The sequence below is a fragment of the Rickettsiales endosymbiont of Trichoplax sp. H2 genome (assembly GCF_009690945.1).
GTDB lineage: Bacteria > Pseudomonadota > Alphaproteobacteria > Rickettsiales > Midichloriaceae > Aquirickettsia > Aquirickettsia rohweri.
Genome location: NZ_NPHZ01000002.1, coordinates 249,326 through 270,780 on the forward strand (window position 1 = coordinate 249,326; position 21,455 = coordinate 270,780).

Consider the following 21,455-nt stretch of genomic DNA (forward strand, 5'->3'; position numbering starts at 1 on the left):
ATATGTCTATAAGTGCAAGTTTAATTAAAGAGTTACGCAATAAAACTGGAGCTGGTATGCTTGATTGCAAAAAGGCTCTTTTAGAAACTAATTCAAATATTGATGATGCAGTTGCGTGGCTTAGAAAAAAAGGTCTTGCTTCAGCTGGTAAAAAAGCTGGTAGAGAGACTAGTGAAGGAGTAATAGCAATTAATATTGATGGAAATAATGCAACAATAATAGAATTAAATTCAGAAACTGACTTTGTTGGAAAGAATGAAAAATTTTTAAATCTAGCAAAAAAAGTTGTTAAAAGTGCGCATGATTATGAAGGAGTTGAAGTTGAAAAATTTTTAGAATCAGGAAATCATGATTCAACTCCTATTAATGAATTGATAGCTGAACATATTTCTATTATAGGAGAAAATATAAGCCTTAAAAAAATTAATAAGATAGGTGTAAGTAAAGGCAAAATAATACCTTATATGCATAATAAGTTGGCAGATAATATTGGGAAAATAGGTGTAGTTGTTGCGCTTGAAGGTGATGTTAATGATGAGATTGAAGAATTTGGTAGACAACTTGCAATGCACATAGCTGCTTCAAAACCAATGGCCTTAAATGTTGAAAGTCTTGATAAGGATGTAGTTGAAAAAGAGAAAGATATTTTAAGAGACCAAGCTTTACAAAGTGGTAAACCAGCTAATGTTGTAGAGAAAATGATAGAAGGTAGGATTAGAAAATTTTTGGAAGAAATTGTATTGCTTGAACAAGCATTTGTTATAGATGGTAAGACAAAAATTAATAAAGTAATTGAAGATTTAAAATCTAAAAACAATTGTGATTTTAATATTTCAGGATATTTAAGATATGAAATTGGTGAATAATCCTTTATTTATAATATGAAAAAACAAAATAGAGTACTATTAAAAATTTCAGGTGAAGCCCTAATGGGCAAAGAAAAATTTGGGCATGACAATACTATAATAGATCAAATTTGTGAAGACATAAAAGAAGTATATGACTTAGGTTATGAGGTTTGCCTGGTAGTTGGTGGAGGTAATATTTGTAGAGGAGTCACAGTTGCAGAAGTAGGAATAGAAAGGGCTACTGCTGATTATATGGGAATGTTAGCTACAGTTATAAATGCAATAGCCGTACAGAGTAAGCTTGAAAGCAAAGGATTATATACTAGGGTAGTATCAGCAATTCCTATTATTACTATTGTTGAACAATATATAAGAAGAAAAGCAATAAGGCATTTAGAAAAAGGTAGAATAGTAATTTTTGCTTCAGGTACGGGTAATCCATTTTTTACTACAGATACAGGGGCAGTTTTAAGAGCTATAGAAATGAACTGTTCAATTATACTTAAAGGAACGCAAGTAGATGGTGTTTATTCTGAAGATCCAAAGAAAAATAACAAAGCTATAAGATATAAAGAGCTAAGTCATGAGGATGTTATTAAGCAAAATATATCAGTTATGGATACTACTGCAATAACGTTGGCGCATGACAACAAAATGCCAATAAGAATCTTTAACATTGGAAAAAGCGGAGAATTTGCCAAGGTTTTGCAAAATAAGGGTAATTACACAACTATAAAATAAACTCTATTTGAATGGAAAAAGAAATATTAGATAATTTAAAAGAGAAAATGGAAGGAGCAATATCTTCCTTAAGTAATTCTTTAAGTGGATTAAGAACTGGTAGGGCTTCAACTGCTCTGCTTGATCCAATCAAGGTTGAAGCTTATGGAAGTGAAATGCCAATGAATCAAGTTGGAAGCGTAAGTGCTCCAGATGCAAAAACATTGTTAGTTCAAGTTTGGGATAAAGAGTTAGTTCAAAGTGCTGAGAAGGCAATTTTAAACTCTGGTTTAGGTCTTACTCCTAATTCTGAAGGACAAGTTATAAGGTTACATATACCTAATCTCAGTGAAGAGAGAAGGAAAGAATTAGTAAAAAAGGCTAATGAATATACTGAACAAGCCAAAATTTCTGTTAGAAATATTAGGAGAGGTGGAATTGATGCTTTTAAAAAACAAGAAAAGGATAAACTGATTTCTGAGGATGAACTGAAGAATTATTCCCAAGAAATTCAAAAAATAACTGATGAATTCATTGCAAAGATTGATGGGATTTTAAGTAAGAAATCAAAAGATATAATGAGTATTTAATAATAGTTTTATAATAAACTAAATAAAATTAGCAGTATTTAGGTTATGGGATTTAATAATAATGAATTTCATCTAAATATAAACCAAAACTAGGGGCTGTTTCACCAGCAAATTTTCTATTTTTAGCGCTTATAATTTCTTTCATATATGATGGATTTAATTGTTTTGTTCCAAAATCTTTTAGTGTTCCAACCATTATTCTAATTTGGTTATATAAAAATGATTCTGCAGTAAAAATTAAATTAATTTCATTATTATTTTTAATAATTTTTATTGAATCTATAGTTTTAATAGGAGAATTAGATTGGCATCCTGATGCTCTAAAACTAGTAAAATCAAAAGTTCCTAGCATATAATTAGATGCTTCTATCATATTATTAATATCAAGTGGTAATATAACATGCCATGCAAGATTTTTTTGTATAGTCAGTGGGGATTTTCTATTTATTATTTTGTAAATATAACGTTTCTTTTTTTTAGAAAATCTTGCATGAAATATGTTCTTTACTAATTCAATATTAACAATAGAAATTTTTTGAGGTTTTAAATAATAATTTATTGCATTTTGAATTTCATAAATATTATAGTGATTGCATATTTCAAAATGTGCTACCTGGCCATATGAATGAACACCTGCATCAGTTCTGCTAGCTCCGTAAACAAGAATATGTTTTTTAGTTAATTTAAATAAAGCTGATTCAATTTCACCTTGAATTGTATCTAAGTTTTTTTGGCGCTGCCAACCATGGTATTTTGTACCTTCATATTCAATTGTTATCTTATATTTTAACAATATTTTTTTCTTTTTATTGGTTTAATTATTTTATGTGCTATTTTTATTGAAAATTAATTTTTTGTAAATGCATTTATATATGAATAGTAATAAAATAGAACTTAATGTTAAAAATTCATATAAAAAATTGCAATGGACATTACAAGAGCAAAATGAAAAAGATATATCATTTTTTACCCAGAAATTTAACATAAGTGATATTTTAGCTAAAATATTAATTAATAGAGGAATAAATGATGCAGAATCTATGCAAAATTTTTTATATCCTAAAATAAAAAATTTAATGCCAGATCCTTTTTTACTTAAGGATATGGATAGAGCGGCAAAAAGAATTGTTGAATCTATAATAAATAAAGAAAAAATTGTCATTTATGCAGATTATGATGTTGATGGAGCTACTTCATCTGCTTTGTTAAAAAGGTTTTTTAAAGATCTTGGTGTAGAAGCAAGCGTTTATATACCATGTAGATTTAATGAAGGTTATGGTCCTAATATTAATGCATTTGAAAAATTAATTAAACAAGGAAATGATTTAATAATAACCACTGATTGTGGAACTGTAGCATTTGAACCAATAAAATATGCCCAAGATATGGGAGTAGATGTTATTGTAATAGACCATCATCTAGCACTAGAAAAATTACCTGAGTGTTATGCAGTAATAAATCCTAATAGGTTAGATGATGAATTTAAGTTCAAAAATATTGCAGCAGTTGGAGTTGTATTTTTCGTAGTAACTGCTGTCAGAAGTGTTTTAAGAGAGCAAGACTTCTTTCATAAAGTAGAAAATCCTGAACCTAATTTAATAGATTACCTAGATCTTGTTGCTCTAGGTACAGTTTGTGATGTAATGCCCTTGATAGATATAAATAGAGCATTTGTACAACATGGATTAAAACTAATAAATAAGAAGAAAAATTTAGGGTTAAAAATTTTAGCTAACCTAGCAAATATTAATAAGAGATCTGAATCATATCATTTGGGATATATATTTGGACCTAGAATAAATGCAGGTGGTAGAGTAGGAAAAGGGTATCTAGGTTCTATTTTATTATCAACTGAATCACATGAAGAGGCACATAAAATTGCATTAAGTCTAGAAAAATATAACAAGCAAAGAAAAGCTATTGAAAGCACTACTTTAGAAGAAGCTATAGAATGTATAAAACTTAAAAATATTGAAAATAATAGCATTTTATTGGCATATGGAAAAAATTGGCATTTAGGTATTTTGGGGATATTAGCTAGTAAAATAAAAGAAAAATACCAAAAACCAACATTGGTTATATCTTTAAATGATGGAATTGGCAAAGGTTCCGCTAGATCAATCAAAGGTATTGATATAGGAATGAATATATCGATAGCAAAAGAAGAAGGGCTTTTAATTGAAGGAGGAGGTCATGAGATGGCTGGTGGTTTTAGCATTGAAGAAGACAAAATTGAAATGTTTTATAGCTTTTTATTGTCAAGAGTTTTAGGAAAAGATAATCATAAAACCATCTTTAAACAAGCAAAAGAGCTTAAAGTAGATGCTTTGATTTCTGTAGATAGTGTAAATAATAATTTATTTGATGACTTAAAAATTGCAGAACCATTTGGACAAGGCAATGAAAGGCCTAGATTTATGATTTCTAATGCAATAATTTGTAAAGTATGCAAAATGTCAGTGAATCATTTGATCATTATTATTAAAGATAATATTTATAATAAATCATCTAAAAACTTAAAATGTATATTATTTAATGCTATAAATAATGACAAATGTAGTAGTATATTCAAGAGTATTGGTAAAAAGATTAATTTGATAGGTTATTTACAGGTAAATTATTTCAATGAAAATATGATTGATTTTATAATCGAAGATCTTTCTATTGGTGAATAAAATGCTAAAGAAAATTGTCGTTTTTGGTGCAGGTGCTTGGGGTTCAGCATTAGCAAAAATTATTTCACAAAATATAGAAGAAGTATTTATATATTCAAAAAATCCTGAAACGGTTAGAGAAATTAATCATGAACATAAAAATTTTGCTAAATTAGGTGACATAAGTTTGCCTACAAATATTAAAGCTATAGATAATTTTGAAGATGTAAAGAACATCAATACTTGTGTTATAGCAATTCCAGTGAGATTTCTTGATTCTTTTGTTAAAATGATTAAAAATCAAACTTTTTTACAAAATTTTATTATTTGTTCAAAAGGTATTGAAAATGAGAAATTAAAATTTCCGTCAGATATTTGTAAACAATATTTTCCTAATGCTAATATTGCCATTTTATCTGGTCCAAATTTTGCAAAAGAGATAATATATGAGAAATTTGCAAAAACCCTCATTGCTTCAAAAAACAATGAATTTTTATCTAGTGCTAAAAAAATATTTGATACAAAATTTTTTAAAACAGAAATATCTAATGATGTAGTTGGGGTTGAGGTTTGTGGTGCTGTAAAAAATTTAATAGCCATAGCACTTGGCATTGCTAAAGGACTTGAATTAGGTGAAAATTTTATGGCGACGCTATTTGTGTTTTCTTTAAATGAAATTAATAATTTAATAAAGTCACTTGGAGGAAATATTGATACTACCTATTCTTTAGCTGGGATCGGAGATTTAATTTTAACATCATATAGCTTAACATCAAGAAATACCAAATTTGGATTTGAACTTGCAAAAAATCAACAAATGTTGGATTTAGATAATATTGTTGTTGAAGGTTATTATACAGCAAAATCAATTTATAAAATATCTCAATCTTTGAAAATTCAAATGCCTTTATGTCATTATGTATATAAAGTTTTATATCTGAAAGAAGATATATATAATATTATTGAGATAATAAAAAAGTAATATAAATATACAATTATTGTGTGGTATTTTTGTATCAGCTATAGAACACTGACTTATATTTGATCAATCTAAATAATCTCCATTTAATACATGATTTGCTACAGCTTTTGCTGCTAATTCTCCAAAATTTTCTACAAGTTTTGGTGGTAGTTCTGCATCTGCATTAGATCCTCTAGCTATATAAGTATACTTACCTACCATAAAATTCAGACCATAGTCGAATACTTCTGAAGTTGATGCTTCTCCATGCTTGCTAAGAAATTTATCGAGCTTGCTATTGGGTTTAATTTGCACCTGTGCAGCTTTTGACCACTTATGGTACTTGATGAGAGCATCTGCAGCAACTAGAGCTACAGGAAATAAAACTTGAGAAATAGCTTGATTCCATTCTAAAATTGTTGTTACTCCAGAAGAGATATATTAATCATACAACTTTTTCATACTTGAATATACTCCTTTTTGCTGAGATTGGTCTATATTTTTAAGTTTAAGACCAGATGAATAGTAGTTTTTTATTATAGTAGATATAGAATCTTTTTGTTCTTTATATAAAAGGTTGTTCATTGCAGATATAAAGTCTTTATCTTCATAAATTTCAGCCATACACTAAATTAAATATTGCGCAAAGCCATTATAACACAAAATTAAGTAAGGTATAATAAACTAGCTATAAATCAATAATAGGTAATAACTCATAACTACCGTGACGTTATTTTTCAATGTAAGTAACCCGAGCTGCATATAAGAAATACTTAGTAAAAGGTGAAAAAACTGCTATATACAAATATTTAAATACAATTTTAGTTAGCAATATAGTCATTGCGAGAGCATTTTAATGCTCTCGGCAATCCAGGAAAATTATCAATAAATGTAAATGCGACAACAATTATGATCACCACAGTCGAGACTAAAGTCTCTCCCTCGTGATGAATGTAGGGTGGTATGTATTCCTCCTTCGTGATGACTGCTCAGAGATGCTCCGTTTCATGATTATAAGATTTGCTATAAATTTCTTATCTGCAGTTTGGGTTAATTTTAGCATGAATTATATTGCAATAGAAAAAATTAAAGACTTTTTAAATCTTTGAAAATCAAAATCTCCTCTCTTTTTTGTTACATAATATTAAAATTATTTAATTTTTACCTGCCCCTTCCTTTATCCTTACCTTGAGAAACATCTTGAGCCTTGATTAAATTTGTCCAAAATCCCTCTCCTTTATTTTCACTTGCAGCCAACCTAGCAAAAATAAAACCCATCTTTTGTGACATAATAAATTTAGACCAAAATCCTTTTGGCTTAACAACCCCAACTACTTTACCCTCATCTTTATCAATTTTCCTTGGAGAAATTTTTTCAACCTTGTCTAGTTCTTGATCTAAATTTAATTCATTTTCTTCTTTTTCTAAAAATAAAAAATCATTTTTTGGCTTAATATTATTTTGGGTTTTTCTATATGGAGAATTTTCTTTTATATCTTTTATACGATTATTAAATTTTTCTTTATTTATTTTTTTAATAAAAATAAATACCATCAATAATAAAAATGGTATAAAGCTTAAAATAAATAATGCTGTAACAAGAGCAATCATAATAACTCTGCATAATGAATAAAAAACATCAGGCCGATATTTACATTGAATTTTATAGAAAAAGTATACATCTTTTAGGCCTTATTTTTCCTGTACTTTATCACTTTTCTAAAAAGAGTACAATGATAGTTCTTATTACAGCACTCTTAGTTCTCTCTTTTATTGTGGATAAGATTAGAGTAAAATTTAATTTATTAGAATATAATTTTTTTAAAAAAATTGGTCTTTCCCAAATATACAGAAAACATGAACAAAAAAGTTATTCTGCATTAACTTTTGCTTTTATAGGAATGTTGATTTGCTTATTAATATCTTCTAAACCTGTTTTCAATCTTGCTATATCAATATTAATACTATCCGATATAAACGCATCAATTATCGGAAAATTATTTGGAAAAACAAAAATAAACGGAAAGAGTATTGAAGGTAGTATTGCATTTTTCTTAACTTCATGTGCTATAAGCCTATTTATTACCTTTATTTACGAACTTGATTATAAATTTTTATTAACTTCACTTCTCGCATCACTTCTCTCAGCAATTGTAGAACTATATTCAAATAATGCAAAACTTAATGATAATATGACAATTCCTATTTCAGTTAGCGCTATAATGACTATTTTTGGATATTAGCATATACTTTAGTTACTATTGTTTTTTTCACTTAAAGATATTAGTATAGCTTATATAGTACTATAACACTTAAAAATGATAACATATAAAAGTAAGATTATTACATATTTAGCTTGGTTATTAATCGGGTATTTAATTTTTCAAAAATATACAGAATATAAAAACAAGCCTAAAATACCTGTGAATAATGAAATGTCTCAACTTAAATCTGATAATAGCAAAACTATGTATACTATTAAAATTGATGAACATAAAAATTATGAACAATTTACTTTAATGGAAAAGTTTGCATATAAACTTATAAAAAATGATATACCAGAACCTCTAAGAAAAAAGATTGAATCATCAAAAAAAAATAATTGATATCGCAATTTAAGCTTATGGAAAATATAATTGAAGCATTTACCTTAAGGAAAAGAGCAACCATACTTTTTCTAATAGTACTAACTATCTGTGGTTATTTTTCATATACTTCAATACCAAAAGAAGATAATCCAAACGTTAAAATACCCATGATATATACAGTTATAACTCATCAAGGGATTTCTCCAACTGATTCTAAAAAATTGATCTTAAGACCTATGGAAATGGCTTTGAGATCAATATCAGGCATAAAACAATTAAAATCATATGCCTTTGAAGGAAGTGGAGTAATATTAATTGAATTCCATGCAGGATTTGATAGTGATAAAGCTTTACGAGATGTAAGAGCAAAAATAAATGATACTGAACATGAATTACCTAAAGATACTGATAAACCAGTAATAAAGGAAATTAACTTAAGTTTATTTCCTGTTTTAAATATAATTTTGACTGGAAATATACCTCAAGATAGCCTAATTAGTATTGCAAGAGATTTAAGAGATAAAGTTGAGAATGTACAAGATGTACTTAGCGTAGATATTAGTGGAGATAGAGAGGATATTGTTGAAGTAATAATAAATCCTGAGACACTTAATTATTATGGATTCAACTTATCTCAAATTAAACAAATGATTGCAGAAAACAACTCTTTAATAGCTGTTGGTAAAGTTAAAAATGAAGGTGGAAGTTTTTCTGTTAAAATACCAAGTACTGTTGAATCTGTAAACGAACTTAATGATTTTCCAATTTTTAGTTATAAAAATAAAGTAATTAAGCTAAAAGATATCGCTGTAATCAAAAAAACTTATAAAGATCCAGAATATATAGCAAGAGTTAATGGAACATCAGCAATTGTCTTAGAAGTAACTAAAAGAACAGGTGCAAATATAATTTCAACAATATCACAAGTAAAAGACGTAGTTAAAAATCAACAAAAGTACCTACCAAATAATCTAAAAATAATTTATTCTCAAGATCAGTCTAAAAACATCAAAAGTATGGTTGACGACTTAGAAAATGGAATTCTATTAGCTGTTATTTTAGTAACTATTGTGGTTATATTTTCAGTTGGTGGAAGATCAGCATTATTAATAGCACTCTCAATTCCATCATCTTTTTTAATTGGTATATTAGTATTGGAAATATCTGGTCTTACCCTTAATATTGTTGTTTTATTCAGTTTAATATTAACAGTTGGAATGATAGTTGATGATGCAATAGTTGTTAGCGAATATGCTGACAGAAAAATCATTGAAGGAATGTGTATTAATAAAGCATTTGTACATTCAGCTGTCAGAATGTTTTGGCCTATTCTAACTTCTACGCTAGTTAAAGTTGTTGTATTTATGCCCCTATTATTTTGGCCTGGTGTTATAGGTCAATTTATGAAATACATGCCTATAACAGTAATAATAATTCTTACTAATTCTATTTTATTTGCTTTGTTTTTTCAGCCTTCAATGGGACCATTATTTGGTAAGCCTAAAAAATTTGACTTAAAAATCATTAATTCAATGAAAGCTGCTGAAGAAGGAGATATACATAATCTAGAAGGATTATCAAAAAGGTATCATAATTTACTAAAATCAGTATTAAATAGACCAAAAACGTTTATCGCTTCTAGCTTTCTCTTATTAATTTCTGTATATGTATTTTTTGGTATATCAGGCACTGGGGTAGAATTTTTTCCTAAAATTGAGCCTGAAAATGCTGTAATTGCTATCAAAACTGGTAGCGATCTATCTCTTGAAGAAAGAGATAAAATAACAAAATCTGTAGAACAAAAAATACTTAATATGACTTCTGATATTAAAGTATTTTATTCTAAAAGTGGTAATTTTGATAGAGATGATTCACTTCCTAAAAATACAATTGGAACAATACAATTGGAACTAGCTGATTGGAAAAACAGAAGAAAAGCAGATATTATTTTTAAAGATATTAAAGCTAGAGTATCAGATATTAAAGGAATAGATATTGAAATTTTGGCTCAACAAAATGGACCATCTCAAGTAAAACCAATTACAATTAATTTTACTTCTCGAGATTTTGATAAAGTACCTAAATTTGTTAATAAAGTTAGATTAGCCATGGAAAAAATGGGAGGATTTAAAGAGGTAGAGGATACTAATTCTACTCCAGGAATTGATTGGAAAATTGATATAAATAGAGAATTGGCAGCTATTTTTAAATTAAATGCTATAGATATAGGAAATAATTTACTTTTATTTACTGATGGCCTTAAATTATCAAGCTTTAGACCAGATTATGCTGATGATGAAGTTGATATAGTGTTGAGATTAGATCCAAAAAATAGAAATATTAACGAAATGAATCAATTAAATATAATTAACAAAGATAATCAAAAAATTCCAATTACAAATTTTGCAAACATCAAGGCAACTGATAGAATTAACAAAATTACTAGAGTAGATAGGGAAAACGTAATTACAATAAAATCTGATGTTGAAAAAGGAGTTTTAGTAGATGATAAAATAAAAGAATTACAAGAATGGTTAAGTAAAAATTCTGAAGAAGGAATAGATTATCAATTTAAAGGTGAGACCGAAGATCAAAAAGAAGCTTCAAGCTTTTTAGGTAAGGCTTTTTCTTTAGCCCTAATTATGATGTTTATGATAATGTTAATACAATTTAATTCATTTTATCATACCATAGTTGTTATGAGTGCAGTATTTTTATCCACTGTAGGAGTTTTATTAGGACTTATAGTAACTTGGCAACCTTTTGGCGTTGTAATGTGTGGAATTGGCATTATAGCTCTATCTGGAATCGTTTTAAATAACAATATTCTATATATTGATACTTATCAACATCTCAGAAAAAACGGGCATGATGTCAAAGATTCAATAATTAGAGCAGGTATACAAAGAGTTAGACCAATATTACTTACAGCATCAACAGCAATACTCGGACTACTTCCAATGATTTTTGGCCTTACTATAAACTTTTTCACTCGTGAAATTAGCTATGATGCTCCTTCAAGTCAATGGTGGAGACAACTTTCAACTTCAATAGCAGGTGGCCTTGCATTTGCAACAATTTTAACATTATTTTTTACACCATGTTTACTTCTAATTGGCAAAAAATTTGATCCTTTTATTAATAAAAAATGAAAAAAGAGAATTATGACATCATAATTAGCGGAGCAGGATATATAGGAATGTCACTTGCATGTTTACTTGCAAAACAAAATTTAAAAATAGCCATTATAGACAATGTTGCTTTAAATTATATTCCAAAAAATGAATCAAATATGCCTAGCAGAACATTTGCTATTGCTTCGGCCTCAATGGAAATTTTTAGCAAAATTAATATAGAAAACAAGATTAAAAAATTTGCACAACCTATAAATCAAATATTAATTGAAGATCATAAAACTCATGAAGATCTTAATTTTCATCCAAAAGATTTAGATTTGCAAAATTTTGGATATATGGTTGATGAGCAGCATATTATTAATGCTTTAAAATCTCAAATATCTACTCATAAAAATATTAGTCTCTATCAAGGGCAGGAAATAAAAAAAATACAAAATTCACCATATTATTCACAAATTACATTCTCTAATAGTGAAATATTAAATTCTAAACTATTAGTTGTTGCTGAAGGAAAGAATTCCAAGACAAGAGAGTTATTAGAAATTAAAATAAGAAAAATAAGTTACCAACAAGATGCCATTGTTTTTGATTTAAAGCATGAATATAATCACAATGGCATTGCAGTTGAAAAATTTTTAAGCTCTGGACCTTTTGCAATACTACCAAAAAAAGGTGGACATGAGTCTTGTATTGTATGGACAGATAAAACTGGCATTGGTAAAATTCTTAAATCTATGCAAAAAAAAGATGTCATTTATCTTATTAAAAAAAAGCTAAAAAATTATTTAGGTGATATTAAATTAGTATCTGATATTGCATTTTTTCCACTTAACTTAATATATGCAAAATCATATTTTAAAGATAAAACTGTATTTTGTGGTGATGCAATACACGGCATCCACCCTATAGCAGGACAAGGATTGAATTTAGGACTAAGAGATATACAACATTTACATAACTTAATAAACAACAATATAGAACTTGGACTAGACATATGCTCAAATAATATGCTTAATAAGTATAACCAGCAAAGAGAGTTTGATATTAATCTAATGATTAACTCTACTCATAACATAAATAACATTTTTGCTTCAAATTTAATTCTTGCAAAATTATCTTGTAAAATTGGCCTAAAATTCATTAATAAATTTACTCCACTGAAAAACTATATAATGAGCTATGCATCAGGTTATAAAATCTAATATAAGTTCCATAATTAAAGACAAACTTCAAAAAAATCTTAAAGTTATTTTTCTAGACTTAAAAGATGATTCACATTTGCATATAGGACATAATGATCAAGCTAAACAAGGTAATACACATTTTTCATTAACAGTTGCTGCAAAAGAATTTGAAAATATCAATTTATTATCTAGACACAAAATGATTAATGCTATATTAAAACAAGAGTTAAAGATAATTCATGCCTTAAGAATTAAGGCTTATACTGGGAAGGAATATTTAAACAAATATGATATGCAAAAAGCATGTCTTCAAAACGAAGATATTTAACGAATACGATATTAGAGGAGAATTTCAAAGAAATTTAACTGAAATTGATTCATATTTCATAGGTTGTAGCTTAGGGACGTATTTAAAAAATATAGGCATTACATCTAAAATATGTGTAGGTTATGATGGAAGAAAAAGTTCACCTTTACTGAAATTGCATTTAATTGAAGGGCTTCTAGATGTAGAATGCCATGTAGTTAATCTAGGCTTAATCATAACCCCAATCTTATATTATGCCTGTAATACTATGCACAATGCTTCTTGTGGAATCATGATTACAGCCTCGCACAATCCTACAGATTACAATGGATTTAAAATTATTATCAATAAGCAGCCATTATCTGGACAAAATTTAAAAAAAATATATGACATAGCTAAAAATGGGAAAATAGCCTGGGACTCTTGCAATGCATCAGTAGCTAAAATTGTAAAAAATCTTATAAAAAAATTACCTGGAGAATACATATTAGTTCACGACAACATAAAATATCGTTATATAGATCCAACAAATGAACATAATTTAACTAAGTTAAAATATACAATTAAAAAATATAATTGTGATTTAGGTATTGCCTTTGATGGTGATGCAGATAGAATTGTTATTATAGATAATAATTTAAAAATATATTATGGAGATGAATTATTATTAATTTATACCCGTGACCTATTACAAAGACATTCAGTGCCAAAAATTATTGTCGATATTAAGGCAAGTAAAACTATAATAGATGAGCTCAAAAAATTTGGATCTCAAGTTATTTTATGGAAAACTGGTCATAGCAACATAAAAAATAAAATGAAAAAAACAAAAGCACTACTTGCAGGCGAAGTAAGTGGTCATTTATTTTTTAAAGAAAATTATTTCGGATTTGATGATGGATTATTTGCAGCTGCAAAATTCATATATTTATTTTCAAATAAAAATAGTGTATGCAATTTACGCAATATACCTAAAATATATATATCTCCTGAAATTAGAATTATATTAAATAAAGAACACAAACTTATTTTAAATAGAATAAAAAAATTACTAACTGCTCAAAATATTAAATATATCAATATAGATGGAATAAGAGTCGAAAATCAGAAAGGTTGGTGGTTAGTAAGATGTTCAAATACTGAAGAAAAATTAACTATAAGATTTGAAGGCTATTCTCAAAAAAATTTTAACTTTATATTAATAACTTTATCAAATATACTGCGGTCAGTTGGCTTAGACAATGTTTTAATTTAATTAAATTTAAGATGCAAAATATTTCATATATTATACAAGGTGGATCCCCTATACATGGTAAAATTTGTTGCATGGGTGCAAAAAATCTTGCAACTAAAGCAATGGTTGCAGCTTTATTAAGTTCTGAAATAACAGTACTTAGAGGAATGCCAAATATTGGTGATGTAGAAATTACAAAAGAACTATTAATATCTGCTGGAGTACAGGTTGATTGGAAACAAGATATTAACACCATGTATATAGATTCATCTAAAATAACTGAGTATGAGGCATCATTACCCGATACAAAAACAAATAGAGTGCCTATTTTACTTTTAAGTATATTGCTTCATAGATTTGGTAAGGCAAGTGTACCAACTGTAGGTGGAGATCATATTGGAAAAAGAAATGTTGATTATCATATCGAATCTATAAAAAAATTTGGTGCTGAAGTTTACCAAAAAGGCAATAAGTATATTGCTGAATCTAAAGCAAGGCTAAAAGCTTCTCATATTAATTTACCCTATCCTTCAGTAGGGGCAACAGAAACTTGTTTATTTTTAGGAGTTCTCGCAGAAGGCACAAGTATAATAAAAAATATTGCTATTGAACCTGAGATTATAGAATTAATAACAATGCTTCGCTCTATGGGTGCTATTATATTTCTCAACGGAAATAGAGAGTTAATAATTCATGGTGTAAAAAAATTAAATGGCACTAATTTCTTTATTGCAGGAGATAGAATTGAAGCAGCTTCATGGGCATCACTTGCATGCGCATCAAATGGTGGAATTGAAGTTTCAGGAATAAGACCAGATTTATTAGGAAATTTTTTACCTCATTTTAATAAAATTGGAGGTGGCTTTAAATTTTTAAAAGATGATAGCATATTATTTTTTCGTAAAAGAGAATTAAAATCTACAGAAGTTGAAACTGATGTTTATCCTGGATTTTCAACCGATTGGCAACAGCCATTTGCAACAATTTTAACACAAGCAAATGGCATATCTGTTATTCATGAAACTGTACATGAAAAGAGATTTGGTTATTTAGATATACTAAATAAACTTGGAGCAAAAACAGAAACTGTAAGTTCATGTCTAGGCTCTGTAGAATGCAGATATAGAGGGCAAGATCATATGCATAGCGCATTAATTCATGGGCCATCAAAACTAAAAGCTATTTCAACACCTTTAAAAATTCCTGATTTAAGAGCAGGGCTTGCATATTTAATTGCAGCTGTCTTAGCAGATGGGAAAACTCAACTTGATGCTGCTGAGCAAATTGAACGTGGATATGGCAATCTAATAGACAAGTTAAAGAATACAAATATAAAATTAGAAAGGATTATAAATTAATCTAGTTCAGAATAACATTTTTCTATTACAAGCATTGAATATACAGATAATTCAGTAGTATTATTTACACATATATATGGATATAAATTTGAATTTTCTGAATTGTTATTTTCTATATTTGATTTAAGCAACAAATAATCATAAAACTGCTTAATTCCATAAGATCCAAACATATTTATTGGAATCAATTTAGCAAAACTGGCTATTATATGTTCATTATTATATAACAGTTGGTGATTATAATTTGTAAACAAACTTGTCGTTAAAAATGATGCTGCATTATTTATTGAAATCATACTACATACATTTTCTGTTAAATCATCGATTATTGAAATTGGATTATATATAAAATTATTCACTGCATAATATACTTTATCAGGATAGCAAATACTTGCATCAATCATTGGCTCAACAATCATTTCATGAGATATCCAACCTATAATGCTTGCAACTCCTTTAAAATACTTAGGCATTTTTTCATACATAGATACGGTTATAATACTTTGAACAAATTCACCAACAGCATGTCCAACACCTGATTCACAAATAATACTCATTTTACACCTCTAATTAATAATGCGAATAAGTCTCATTACTATTACACCCCTATAGATTTGTCAATTATTATCTAAAATTATAATAATAAATATCAAACAAATTGAAGGTAAGGTTAAATTTATGAGACTTTTAAAAATCACATGGATAAATCTGTTAAGATAGAGCAAAATTTTATGCTTTACATGCTTTTCATGCTATAATATTTTTCTTACTTATACACTCCACTTAAACCCAATTAAATTAATATAATTCTGTTATTTTATTCAAGATTAAACTTTATAAGGAGCTCTTACATTTCCAATACTAAATAATCTATCCATTATTATTGACAATAAAAAAAATTTAAGCATAATGGACTGTATTAAATTTTGCAACTGGGGACAGTCATGGAAGTAATTAAAAATTTACAATATATAGTTGAAAAGAAAGTTATTATAAACAACGACCTAAGTGCATTTTTAATGTGGTTCAGTAATATTGGCCTCAGGCCAATGTATCTATCATTACATCACACTTATTGTAGTTAACTTGAAGGTTTTTACACTTTACAATATCTAAGTTCAGCACTACATAGAGCTTACTTATTATAATCAAGTTTAGTCATTGATTAACTTTTTGTTAACTAATAATAAACTTATTCATCAATAATAAAAAATATTTATATGGAAATTATCATGGAAAAACTAACATAACATACTAAAAAACGGCTAAAGGACGCCACCTATTAGCCGTTTGGAAATTAGTAGAAAATACTACCATCATAATTCTACTACATTTCCTTAAATTAATATAAATAAAATTTTACAAAAATTAATAAGGAGATATTTATGTCTAATACCAATATAAATAATATACCACATTACCTTTTCAATACTGGATGGAATGCGGCTGTAGCTGTATCCAAAGTAACAGCTGTCATAGGGACAGTCACAGCTGGTGCCACTTTTGGTGCTCCTTTGGTTGGAATGGCTGCTCCTGCAACACTAGCTTTTAATGGTTGGTGGTGTGTTTCATTTTTTGCAGGAACGACGATAGCTGTCACTGCAAGACAAATATTAAGCGACGTAACTCACTCAAAACATGTGCTTGAATATACAGATTATTATTCAGGTGGCTATGGAGATCAAATAGCTGATTTTCTTGATATCGCCTTCGCAACTGTTGCACATGGATACAGGGATTTTAAAATACATCAATTCACAAACCCAGGCCCATTAGGCGATACAGTGTTTTATGGTAAATTAGATGGCTTTTTATATTCTGGTAAGGGTATAGTTGATAAACACTTAGATAAGTTTTTAGATAATTATATGGTCGATAATTACACTGCCCTAGAAAAGTTGCAAGATGCTGACTCCTTAATAGTTGAAGCGATTACTTTTGGTCTACAACATGGCATAAGAAACTATGTTGCATTTGCAATTGGTGGTCCTATAATGGGCATAGTAATAGATTACTTGCTTTCATCATCAATAGGAAGTCATAAAAAGACAATTTCAGATACTTATAAATATCCATCATTTGTTGACAAGGAAATTCTTAATAAGTGTTTTGTAAAAGATGATGGATTTGTAAAACATAAAATTGAATGTGGAGAACTTGATGATCAGCCAGGACATTTTGAATGCACAGAGCATATAGGCTATGCATATAAATTAGCAGAAAGAAAAGGATTAATAAGTGATGATTATAAATATTTTATACAAAAAGATAATTTTCAATTCCATTCTGATGTTTCTAATTATGAAGAAAATCATAATATAAGCAATACGGCTAATATAACTGAAAACCACGATCATGATGAACTCTAACTTACTGTAGTACTACAGGCTCTATTGTAAATAACCCGAGCTGGAGATAAGAAATTTATAGCAAATCTTGTAATCATGAAGAGTAATGTCTCTCAACAGTCATCACGAAGGAGAGCTTTAGCTCGACTGTGGTGATCCATAACTATTATCGCATTTATATTTGTTAATGCTTTACTGGATTGCCACGAGCACTTTGTGCACTCGCAATGACTATATCGTTGTTCCTAACTGTGCTAAATATTGCTGTATATTCTCATTCTAGCTCTTTATAGAGCAATTCTTATTTGCAGTTCGGGTTATATAAGAATCATTCCAGAAATATAATTCCAATTCTGTAGATATTTTAAATAAATTTAATAATCTTACACCCTTTTTAGAATCAGCCACAATATCTAGCACTGCATGTTGTGTTATATCTAACATAGTATCAACTGTGTCTGAAAATTCTTTACTAGAATATGTATCAATCCACATTGAATATGGGTTTTTAGAAGATGCTTGCTTTTTAATGCTATTACCTACTTCTCTATATATGTAAAAACATGGTAGCAACGCTGCTAATGACTCTTCATAACTATCTGCATAAGCTGATGCTAAAAGAAAATTTGTATAAGCTAAACATGCTTTATTTTTTATACTTATAGGTTTTATCTTAAATTCTTTGAAATAATGATTATGCAACTCTCGTTCTGCTATTAAAGCACCATCTGCAAGATGTAGTAATTGTGAAAAATGTTTAATATTTTGGCTCTTTGTTGCAGTAATAGCTAAAGACTTTGCAAAATCAATTAAGTATAAGGAATCCTGCTGCATATAAACTTCAAAAGATTTTTTCTTTAAAGTACCTTTGGCTAATTCTCTATTAAAATCACAATTAATTATTTTTAAATAAATATCTTCAGCATAGTGAAAAAAGTCTGTTATTTGCATTGAGTCTCCTCCATAAAATAAAAATGATCAACAGGACCGAATCCTTTGCCTAATTTATATTTAGCGCCACTTTCAATTGCTTTATTTATATAATAATTGGCATTCTTAACAGAATCGTATATGGAATATTTATTTGCTATATAAGCTGCAATTGCAGCAGAAAATGTGCATCCTGTACCGTGCAAATTTTTCGTTTCTATCCTTTTATTTGAAAACCAATTACTTTCTTTAGTCTTGCAATTATAAAGTAAATCCCAGCAATCTTCTTCTTGTTCTAGATGTCCACCCTTTATTACTATAAACTGTGATCCATATTTAGCAATTTTATCAGCAGCAATAATCATATCTCCTTTAGATGCAATCTTTCCATCTGATAAATATTCTGCCTCATGAATATTAGGTGTTATAATTGTAGAAATAGGTAATATTTTATCCTTTAAAGAATCTAAAGCTCTTTTTTCTAATAGTAAGTCTCCACTTTTTGCAAACATAACGGGATCAGTTATTATCGGCACTTCTGAGCACTCTGATAACTTTTTACATAAGACTTCAATTATATCCGGTTTATGCAGCATACCTATTTTTATAACATCAAAACCAATATCTTCTTTTATAGATTCAATCTGCTTATCAATTGACTCTATTGGCAAATCATAAATTTTGAGTACACCTGTTGTATTTTGAATTGGTAATGAAGTTAGAACTGTCATTCCATAACAATTCAAAGCAGAAAAAGTCTTTAAGTCTGCTTGTATTCCTGCACCACCACTTCCATCAAATCCGGCAATACTCAATGCTCTTATATATTTTTTCATAATTATTATCCTTTTAGAAGTTCATTTATTTTAAGTTTAAACTTAGAAGCTTGAATTTTTGGATTTTGATCATTAAAAATAGCGGAACTAATAGCAAATCCATCAACATTTGAATTCATTAGTTGATGAATATTATCAAGTGTTATGCCACCAATTAATATTGTTGGTTTGATTTTATTTTTTATAAGTAAAGAAATCTCTTTTACACCTATATGCTTTTCTATATCAAGCTTTGTATTAGTATAAAAAATAGGCCCTAAGGAAATGTAATCTGCAAAGATATTTTGATTATTATTTAACTGTGATAAATTATTGACTGAAATACCAATAATGAAATCATTGCCTAAAAACTCTCTGGCATTTTTTAATGAGCTATCACCCTGACCAACGTGCATACCATCTGCTAAAGCTTTCTTAGCAATAGCTAAATTACCATTTATAAATAGTGGTATACTATAAGTTGATGTAATTTCTTTGCATTGATATGCTAATTTCAAAAATTCATCATCTTCTAAATTCTTCTCTCTCAATTGCACTGAAGTAACACCACCTATAATTGATTTTTCAATTATATCTAAAAATTTTATATCAGAGATTTGTTTATTTCGATTTGTAACTAAATATAATTTTAGAGCATCTTTTAGCATTTTAAAATTATTGAATTGTTTATAAAATCTTCTTTCTTTAAATGATATAAAGTATCAATAAAATTCTGCTGAAAAGAGCCAGGTCCTGAGGATATTCTTTCAGCTAATTGCCCTGCAACTCCATATATTGCCACTGCTGCAACAGCTGAATTCAAATAATTTTTTTCTACTGCAATAAAACTTGCAATAAATGAACTTAAGGTACACCCCATCCCGATTACCTTTTGCATTAATACACTACCATTAGATAGCTTATATATCTGCTCTCCGTCAGTAACGTAATCATCTTTGCCTGTTAAAGCTATAATTGTATTGTAAGTTTTAGCGATTATCTTTGCATGCTCTAAAACTTGCTCTGAATCAATACAACTATCTACACCTTTAGATGCATTGCTGCTATTTGCGTTTAAAGATGATGATAAAGATAAAATTTCAGATGGATTGCCTCTAACAACCTTAATATTAAATTCTTTAATAATCTTTTTAGAAAAGTTAGTTCTATAATTCGTAGCACCAGAGCCAACTGGATCAAAAACTAATTGCAATCCATATTCTTTGGCTATTTTTAATGATTCAATAATATTTTTTTCCCATAACGGGTCAAGCATTCCAATGTTAATAGATATAGCTTTTGTAGCTTTATATAGCTCCTTAAATTCATCAGTAATATTTGACATTATAGGTGATGCACCAGCTGCAAGAAGTATATTAGCTGTATAAGGCATTACAACAAAATTTGTAATGTTTTGAATTAATGGATTTTTTTTACGAACTTTTTGGAATATATTCCAAATATTATCTTTTATCATAGCAAACTTTCCTCCGAAGGTATTATCCTTTTCAGGTTCAAAGGGTATTTCTCAGCACATATTGTAATTTATATGTGCACCCCTAGTTTTAATTGAATAATTAAATAACATAATAAAAACCTCCTAACAAGCTTTTATATTATCTATAAAGACAGTAATAAAAACTTACAAGTGATTCTATATTATAATTTCTATAGTAATATTTAACAAAATTTACTCTTCTCTATCTGTAATATTTTAATTCTAAAACAGTATAAGAGCCCAGCACAGATACCTTAAGACATGTCCTATAAAAACATCTATA

Annotated in this window: 23 protein-coding genes and 1 riboswitch; of the genes, 14 read left to right on the forward strand and 9 right to left on the reverse strand. The window is 28.2% G+C overall.

Annotated elements, in window-relative coordinates; all coding sequences use genetic code 11:
- Nucleotides 1–2 precede the first annotated feature (2 nt).
- Genes tsf through frr form a run of 3 tightly spaced genes read left to right on the forward strand, consistent with a single transcriptional unit; the run spans nt 3 to nt 2,158 of the window.
- Complete coding sequence (gene tsf / locus h2es_RS03320; RefSeq protein WP_154511395.1) at nt 3–866, forward strand: translation elongation factor Ts; 864 nt, start codon at nt 3–5, stop codon at nt 864–866.
- A 15-nt stretch (nt 867–881) separates the two neighbouring features.
- Nucleotides 882–1,589 carry a UMP kinase gene (gene pyrH, locus h2es_RS03325; protein ID WP_126044514.1) on the forward strand — a complete coding sequence of 236 codons (708 nt, stop codon included), beginning with the start codon at nt 882–884 and terminating at the stop codon, nt 1,587–1,589.
- An 11-nt stretch (nt 1,590–1,600) separates the two neighbouring features.
- Entirely contained in the window at nt 1,601–2,158 is a 558-nt protein-coding gene (gene frr, locus h2es_RS03330; protein ID WP_154511397.1) for a ribosome recycling factor, read from the forward strand.
- A gap of 52 nt (nt 2,159–2,210) precedes the next feature.
- Here frr and truA read toward each other — a convergent pair whose 3' ends face one another.
- Nucleotides 2,211–2,951: a tRNA pseudouridine(38-40) synthase TruA gene (truA, locus tag h2es_RS03335; protein ID WP_154511399.1), complete on the reverse strand. Its 741-nt coding sequence runs from the start codon at nt 2,949–2,951 to the stop codon at nt 2,211–2,213.
- Nucleotides 2,952–3,030: 79 nt separating this feature from the next.
- Here truA and recJ point away from each other — a divergent pair, with 79 nt between their 5' ends.
- Nucleotides 3,031–4,833: a single-stranded-DNA-specific exonuclease RecJ gene (gene recJ, locus h2es_RS03340; RefSeq protein WP_195909967.1), complete on the forward strand. Its 1,803-nt coding sequence runs from the start codon at nt 3,031–3,033 to the stop codon at nt 4,831–4,833.
- 1 nt (nt 4,834) lies between these two features.
- Nucleotides 4,835–5,794, forward strand: a complete 960-nt coding sequence (locus h2es_RS03345; protein WP_154511403.1) for an NAD(P)H-dependent glycerol-3-phosphate dehydrogenase — start codon at nt 4,835–4,837, stop codon at nt 5,792–5,794.
- A 63-nt stretch (nt 5,795–5,857) separates the two neighbouring features.
- On the opposite strand, the gene h2es_RS03350 is transcribed toward h2es_RS03345, so the two are convergent.
- The 3 genes from h2es_RS03350 to h2es_RS03360 form a co-directional block, all read right to left on the reverse strand.
- The gene (locus h2es_RS03350) at nt 5,858–6,088 is read right to left on the reverse strand and encodes a hypothetical protein (RefSeq protein ID WP_154511405.1); all 231 of its coding nucleotides are present in this window, start codon (nt 6,086–6,088) and stop codon (nt 5,858–5,860) included.
- A 126-nt stretch (nt 6,089–6,214) separates the two neighbouring features.
- Entirely contained in the window at nt 6,215–6,397 is a 183-nt protein-coding gene (locus h2es_RS03355) for a hypothetical protein (protein ID WP_154511407.1), read from the reverse strand.
- 537 nt (nt 6,398–6,934) lie between these two features.
- On the reverse strand, nt 6,935–7,384 hold the full coding sequence (locus h2es_RS03360; RefSeq protein ID WP_126044770.1) for a hypothetical protein: 450 nt from the start codon (nt 7,382–7,384) through the stop codon (nt 6,935–6,937).
- A 14-nt stretch (nt 7,385–7,398) separates the two neighbouring features.
- Between h2es_RS03360 and h2es_RS03365 the strand changes: the two genes are divergently transcribed.
- The 7 genes from h2es_RS03365 (at nt 7,399) to murA (ending at nt 15,581) form a co-directional block, all read left to right on the forward strand.
- Nucleotides 7,399–8,016, forward strand: a complete 618-nt coding sequence (locus h2es_RS03365; RefSeq protein WP_154511409.1) for a diacylglycerol/polyprenol kinase family protein — start codon at nt 7,399–7,401, stop codon at nt 8,014–8,016.
- Nucleotides 8,017–8,091: 75 nt separating this feature from the next.
- Complete coding sequence (locus h2es_RS03370; RefSeq protein ID WP_126044772.1) at nt 8,092–8,379, forward strand: hypothetical protein; 288 nt, start codon at nt 8,092–8,094, stop codon at nt 8,377–8,379.
- A gap of 17 nt (nt 8,380–8,396) precedes the next feature.
- A complete protein-coding gene (locus h2es_RS03375) occupies nt 8,397–11,513 on the forward strand; it encodes an efflux RND transporter permease subunit (RefSeq protein ID WP_154511411.1) in 3,117 nt (1,038 codons plus the stop codon).
- Nucleotides 11,510–12,700, forward strand: a complete 1,191-nt coding sequence (locus tag h2es_RS03380) for an FAD-dependent monooxygenase (RefSeq protein WP_126044774.1) — start codon at nt 11,510–11,512, stop codon at nt 12,698–12,700. Before h2es_RS03375 ends, h2es_RS03380 begins: the two co-directional genes overlap by 4 nt.
- Complete coding sequence (locus tag h2es_RS03385; protein WP_154511413.1) at nt 12,678–13,010, forward strand: BolA family protein; 333 nt, start codon at nt 12,678–12,680, stop codon at nt 13,008–13,010. The genes h2es_RS03380 and h2es_RS03385 overlap by 23 nt, the downstream gene beginning before the upstream one ends.
- Complete coding sequence (locus h2es_RS03390) at nt 12,970–14,244, forward strand: phosphomannomutase/phosphoglucomutase (RefSeq protein WP_154511415.1); 1,275 nt, start codon at nt 12,970–12,972, stop codon at nt 14,242–14,244. Before h2es_RS03385 ends, h2es_RS03390 begins: the two co-directional genes overlap by 41 nt.
- An 11-nt stretch (nt 14,245–14,255) precedes the next feature.
- A complete protein-coding gene (gene murA, locus h2es_RS03395; RefSeq protein ID WP_154511417.1) occupies nt 14,256–15,581 on the forward strand; it encodes a UDP-N-acetylglucosamine 1-carboxyvinyltransferase in 1,326 nt (441 codons plus the stop codon).
- Here murA and h2es_RS03400 read toward each other — a convergent pair.
- Nucleotides 15,578–16,138: a hypothetical protein gene (locus tag h2es_RS03400; protein WP_154511419.1), complete on the reverse strand. Its 561-nt coding sequence runs from the start codon at nt 16,136–16,138 to the stop codon at nt 15,578–15,580. The two genes, murA and h2es_RS03400, sit on opposite strands and share 4 nt — an antisense overlap.
- Nucleotides 16,139–16,525: 387 nt before the next feature.
- Here h2es_RS03400 and h2es_RS03405 point away from each other — a divergent pair, with 387 nt between their 5' ends.
- Both h2es_RS03405 and h2es_RS03410 read left to right on the forward strand, forming a co-directional pair.
- Complete coding sequence (locus h2es_RS03405) at nt 16,526–16,666, forward strand: hypothetical protein (RefSeq protein WP_154511421.1); 141 nt, start codon at nt 16,526–16,528, stop codon at nt 16,664–16,666.
- 300 nt (nt 16,667–16,966) lie between these two features.
- Nucleotides 16,967–17,950 (forward strand): hypothetical protein, encoded by a 984-nt coding sequence (locus h2es_RS03410; protein ID WP_154511423.1) that lies wholly within the window; start codon nt 16,967–16,969, stop codon nt 17,948–17,950.
- Nucleotides 17,951–18,208: 258 nt separating this feature from the next.
- On the opposite strand, the gene h2es_RS03415 is transcribed toward h2es_RS03410, so the two are convergent.
- From h2es_RS03415 to thiM, 4 genes are all read right to left on the reverse strand, one after another.
- Nucleotides 18,209–18,880 (reverse strand): TenA family protein, encoded by a 672-nt coding sequence (locus h2es_RS03415; RefSeq protein WP_154511425.1) that lies wholly within the window; start codon nt 18,878–18,880, stop codon nt 18,209–18,211.
- Nucleotides 18,871–19,695 carry a bifunctional hydroxymethylpyrimidine kinase/phosphomethylpyrimidine kinase gene (thiD, locus tag h2es_RS03420; protein WP_154511427.1) on the reverse strand — a complete coding sequence of 275 codons (825 nt, stop codon included), beginning with the start codon at nt 19,693–19,695 and terminating at the stop codon, nt 18,871–18,873. Before thiD ends, h2es_RS03415 begins: the two co-directional genes overlap by 10 nt.
- Before the next feature lie 5 nt (nt 19,696–19,700).
- A complete protein-coding gene (thiE, locus tag h2es_RS03425; protein WP_154511429.1) occupies nt 19,701–20,342 on the reverse strand; it encodes a thiamine phosphate synthase in 642 nt (213 codons plus the stop codon).
- Nucleotides 20,336–21,151, reverse strand: a complete 816-nt coding sequence (gene thiM, locus h2es_RS03430; protein ID WP_154511431.1) for a hydroxyethylthiazole kinase — start codon at nt 21,149–21,151, stop codon at nt 20,336–20,338. The genes thiE and thiM overlap by 7 nt, the downstream gene beginning before the upstream one ends.
- A riboswitch (TPP riboswitch) is annotated at nt 21,143–21,245 on the reverse strand. It overlaps the preceding gene by 9 nt.
- Nucleotides 21,246–21,455 lie beyond the last annotated feature (210 nt).

What these genes read in the sequence shown, in the direction of transcription:
- h2es_RS03400 (WP_154511419.1), bottom strand. Translation starts at nt 16,138, where the DNA reads ATGAGTATTATTTGTGAATCAGGTGTTGGACATGCTGTTGGTGAATTT.
- h2es_RS03360 (WP_126044770.1), bottom strand. Translation starts at nt 7,384, where the DNA reads ATGATTGCTCTTGTTACAGCATTATTTATTTTAAGCTTTATACCATTT.
- recJ (WP_195909967.1), top strand. Translation starts at nt 3,031, where the DNA reads ATGAATAGTAATAAAATAGAACTTAATGTTAAAAATTCATATAAAAAA.
- h2es_RS03380 (WP_126044774.1), top strand. Translation starts at nt 11,510, where the DNA reads ATGAAAAAAGAGAATTATGACATCATAATTAGCGGAGCAGGATATATA.
- h2es_RS03385 (WP_154511413.1), top strand. Translation starts at nt 12,678, where the DNA reads ATGCATCAGGTTATAAAATCTAATATAAGTTCCATAATTAAAGACAAA.
- thiM (WP_154511431.1), bottom strand. Translation starts at nt 21,151, where the DNA reads ATGATAAAAGATAATATTTGGAATATATTCCAAAAAGTTCGTAAAAAA.
- h2es_RS03405 (WP_154511421.1), top strand. Translation starts at nt 16,526, where the DNA reads ATGGAAGTAATTAAAAATTTACAATATATAGTTGAAAAGAAAGTTATT.
- h2es_RS03365 (WP_154511409.1), top strand. Translation starts at nt 7,399, where the DNA reads ATGAATAAAAAACATCAGGCCGATATTTACATTGAATTTTATAGAAAA.
- h2es_RS03375 (WP_154511411.1), top strand. Translation starts at nt 8,397, where the DNA reads ATGGAAAATATAATTGAAGCATTTACCTTAAGGAAAAGAGCAACCATA.
- thiD (WP_154511427.1), bottom strand. Translation starts at nt 19,695, where the DNA reads ATGAAAAAATATATAAGAGCATTGAGTATTGCCGGATTTGATGGAAGT.
- pyrH (WP_126044514.1), top strand. Translation starts at nt 882, where the DNA reads ATGAAAAAACAAAATAGAGTACTATTAAAAATTTCAGGTGAAGCCCTA.
- h2es_RS03410 (WP_154511423.1), top strand. Translation starts at nt 16,967, where the DNA reads ATGTCTAATACCAATATAAATAATATACCACATTACCTTTTCAATACT.
- h2es_RS03415 (WP_154511425.1), bottom strand. Translation starts at nt 18,880, where the DNA reads ATGCAAATAACAGACTTTTTTCACTATGCTGAAGATATTTATTTAAAA.
- h2es_RS03370 (WP_126044772.1), top strand. Translation starts at nt 8,092, where the DNA reads ATGATAACATATAAAAGTAAGATTATTACATATTTAGCTTGGTTATTA.
- h2es_RS03355 (WP_154511407.1), bottom strand. Translation starts at nt 6,397, where the DNA reads ATGGCTGAAATTTATGAAGATAAAGACTTTATATCTGCAATGAACAAC.
- murA (WP_154511417.1), top strand. Translation starts at nt 14,256, where the DNA reads ATGCAAAATATTTCATATATTATACAAGGTGGATCCCCTATACATGGT.
- frr (WP_154511397.1), top strand. Translation starts at nt 1,601, where the DNA reads ATGGAAAAAGAAATATTAGATAATTTAAAAGAGAAAATGGAAGGAGCA.
- tsf (WP_154511395.1), top strand. Translation starts at nt 3, where the DNA reads ATGTCTATAAGTGCAAGTTTAATTAAAGAGTTACGCAATAAAACTGGA.
- h2es_RS03345 (WP_154511403.1), top strand. Translation starts at nt 4,835, where the DNA reads ATGCTAAAGAAAATTGTCGTTTTTGGTGCAGGTGCTTGGGGTTCAGCA.
- h2es_RS03390 (WP_154511415.1), top strand. Translation starts at nt 12,970, where the DNA reads ATGATATGCAAAAAGCATGTCTTCAAAACGAAGATATTTAACGAATAC.
- thiE (WP_154511429.1), bottom strand. Translation starts at nt 20,342, where the DNA reads ATGCTAAAAGATGCTCTAAAATTATATTTAGTTACAAATCGAAATAAA.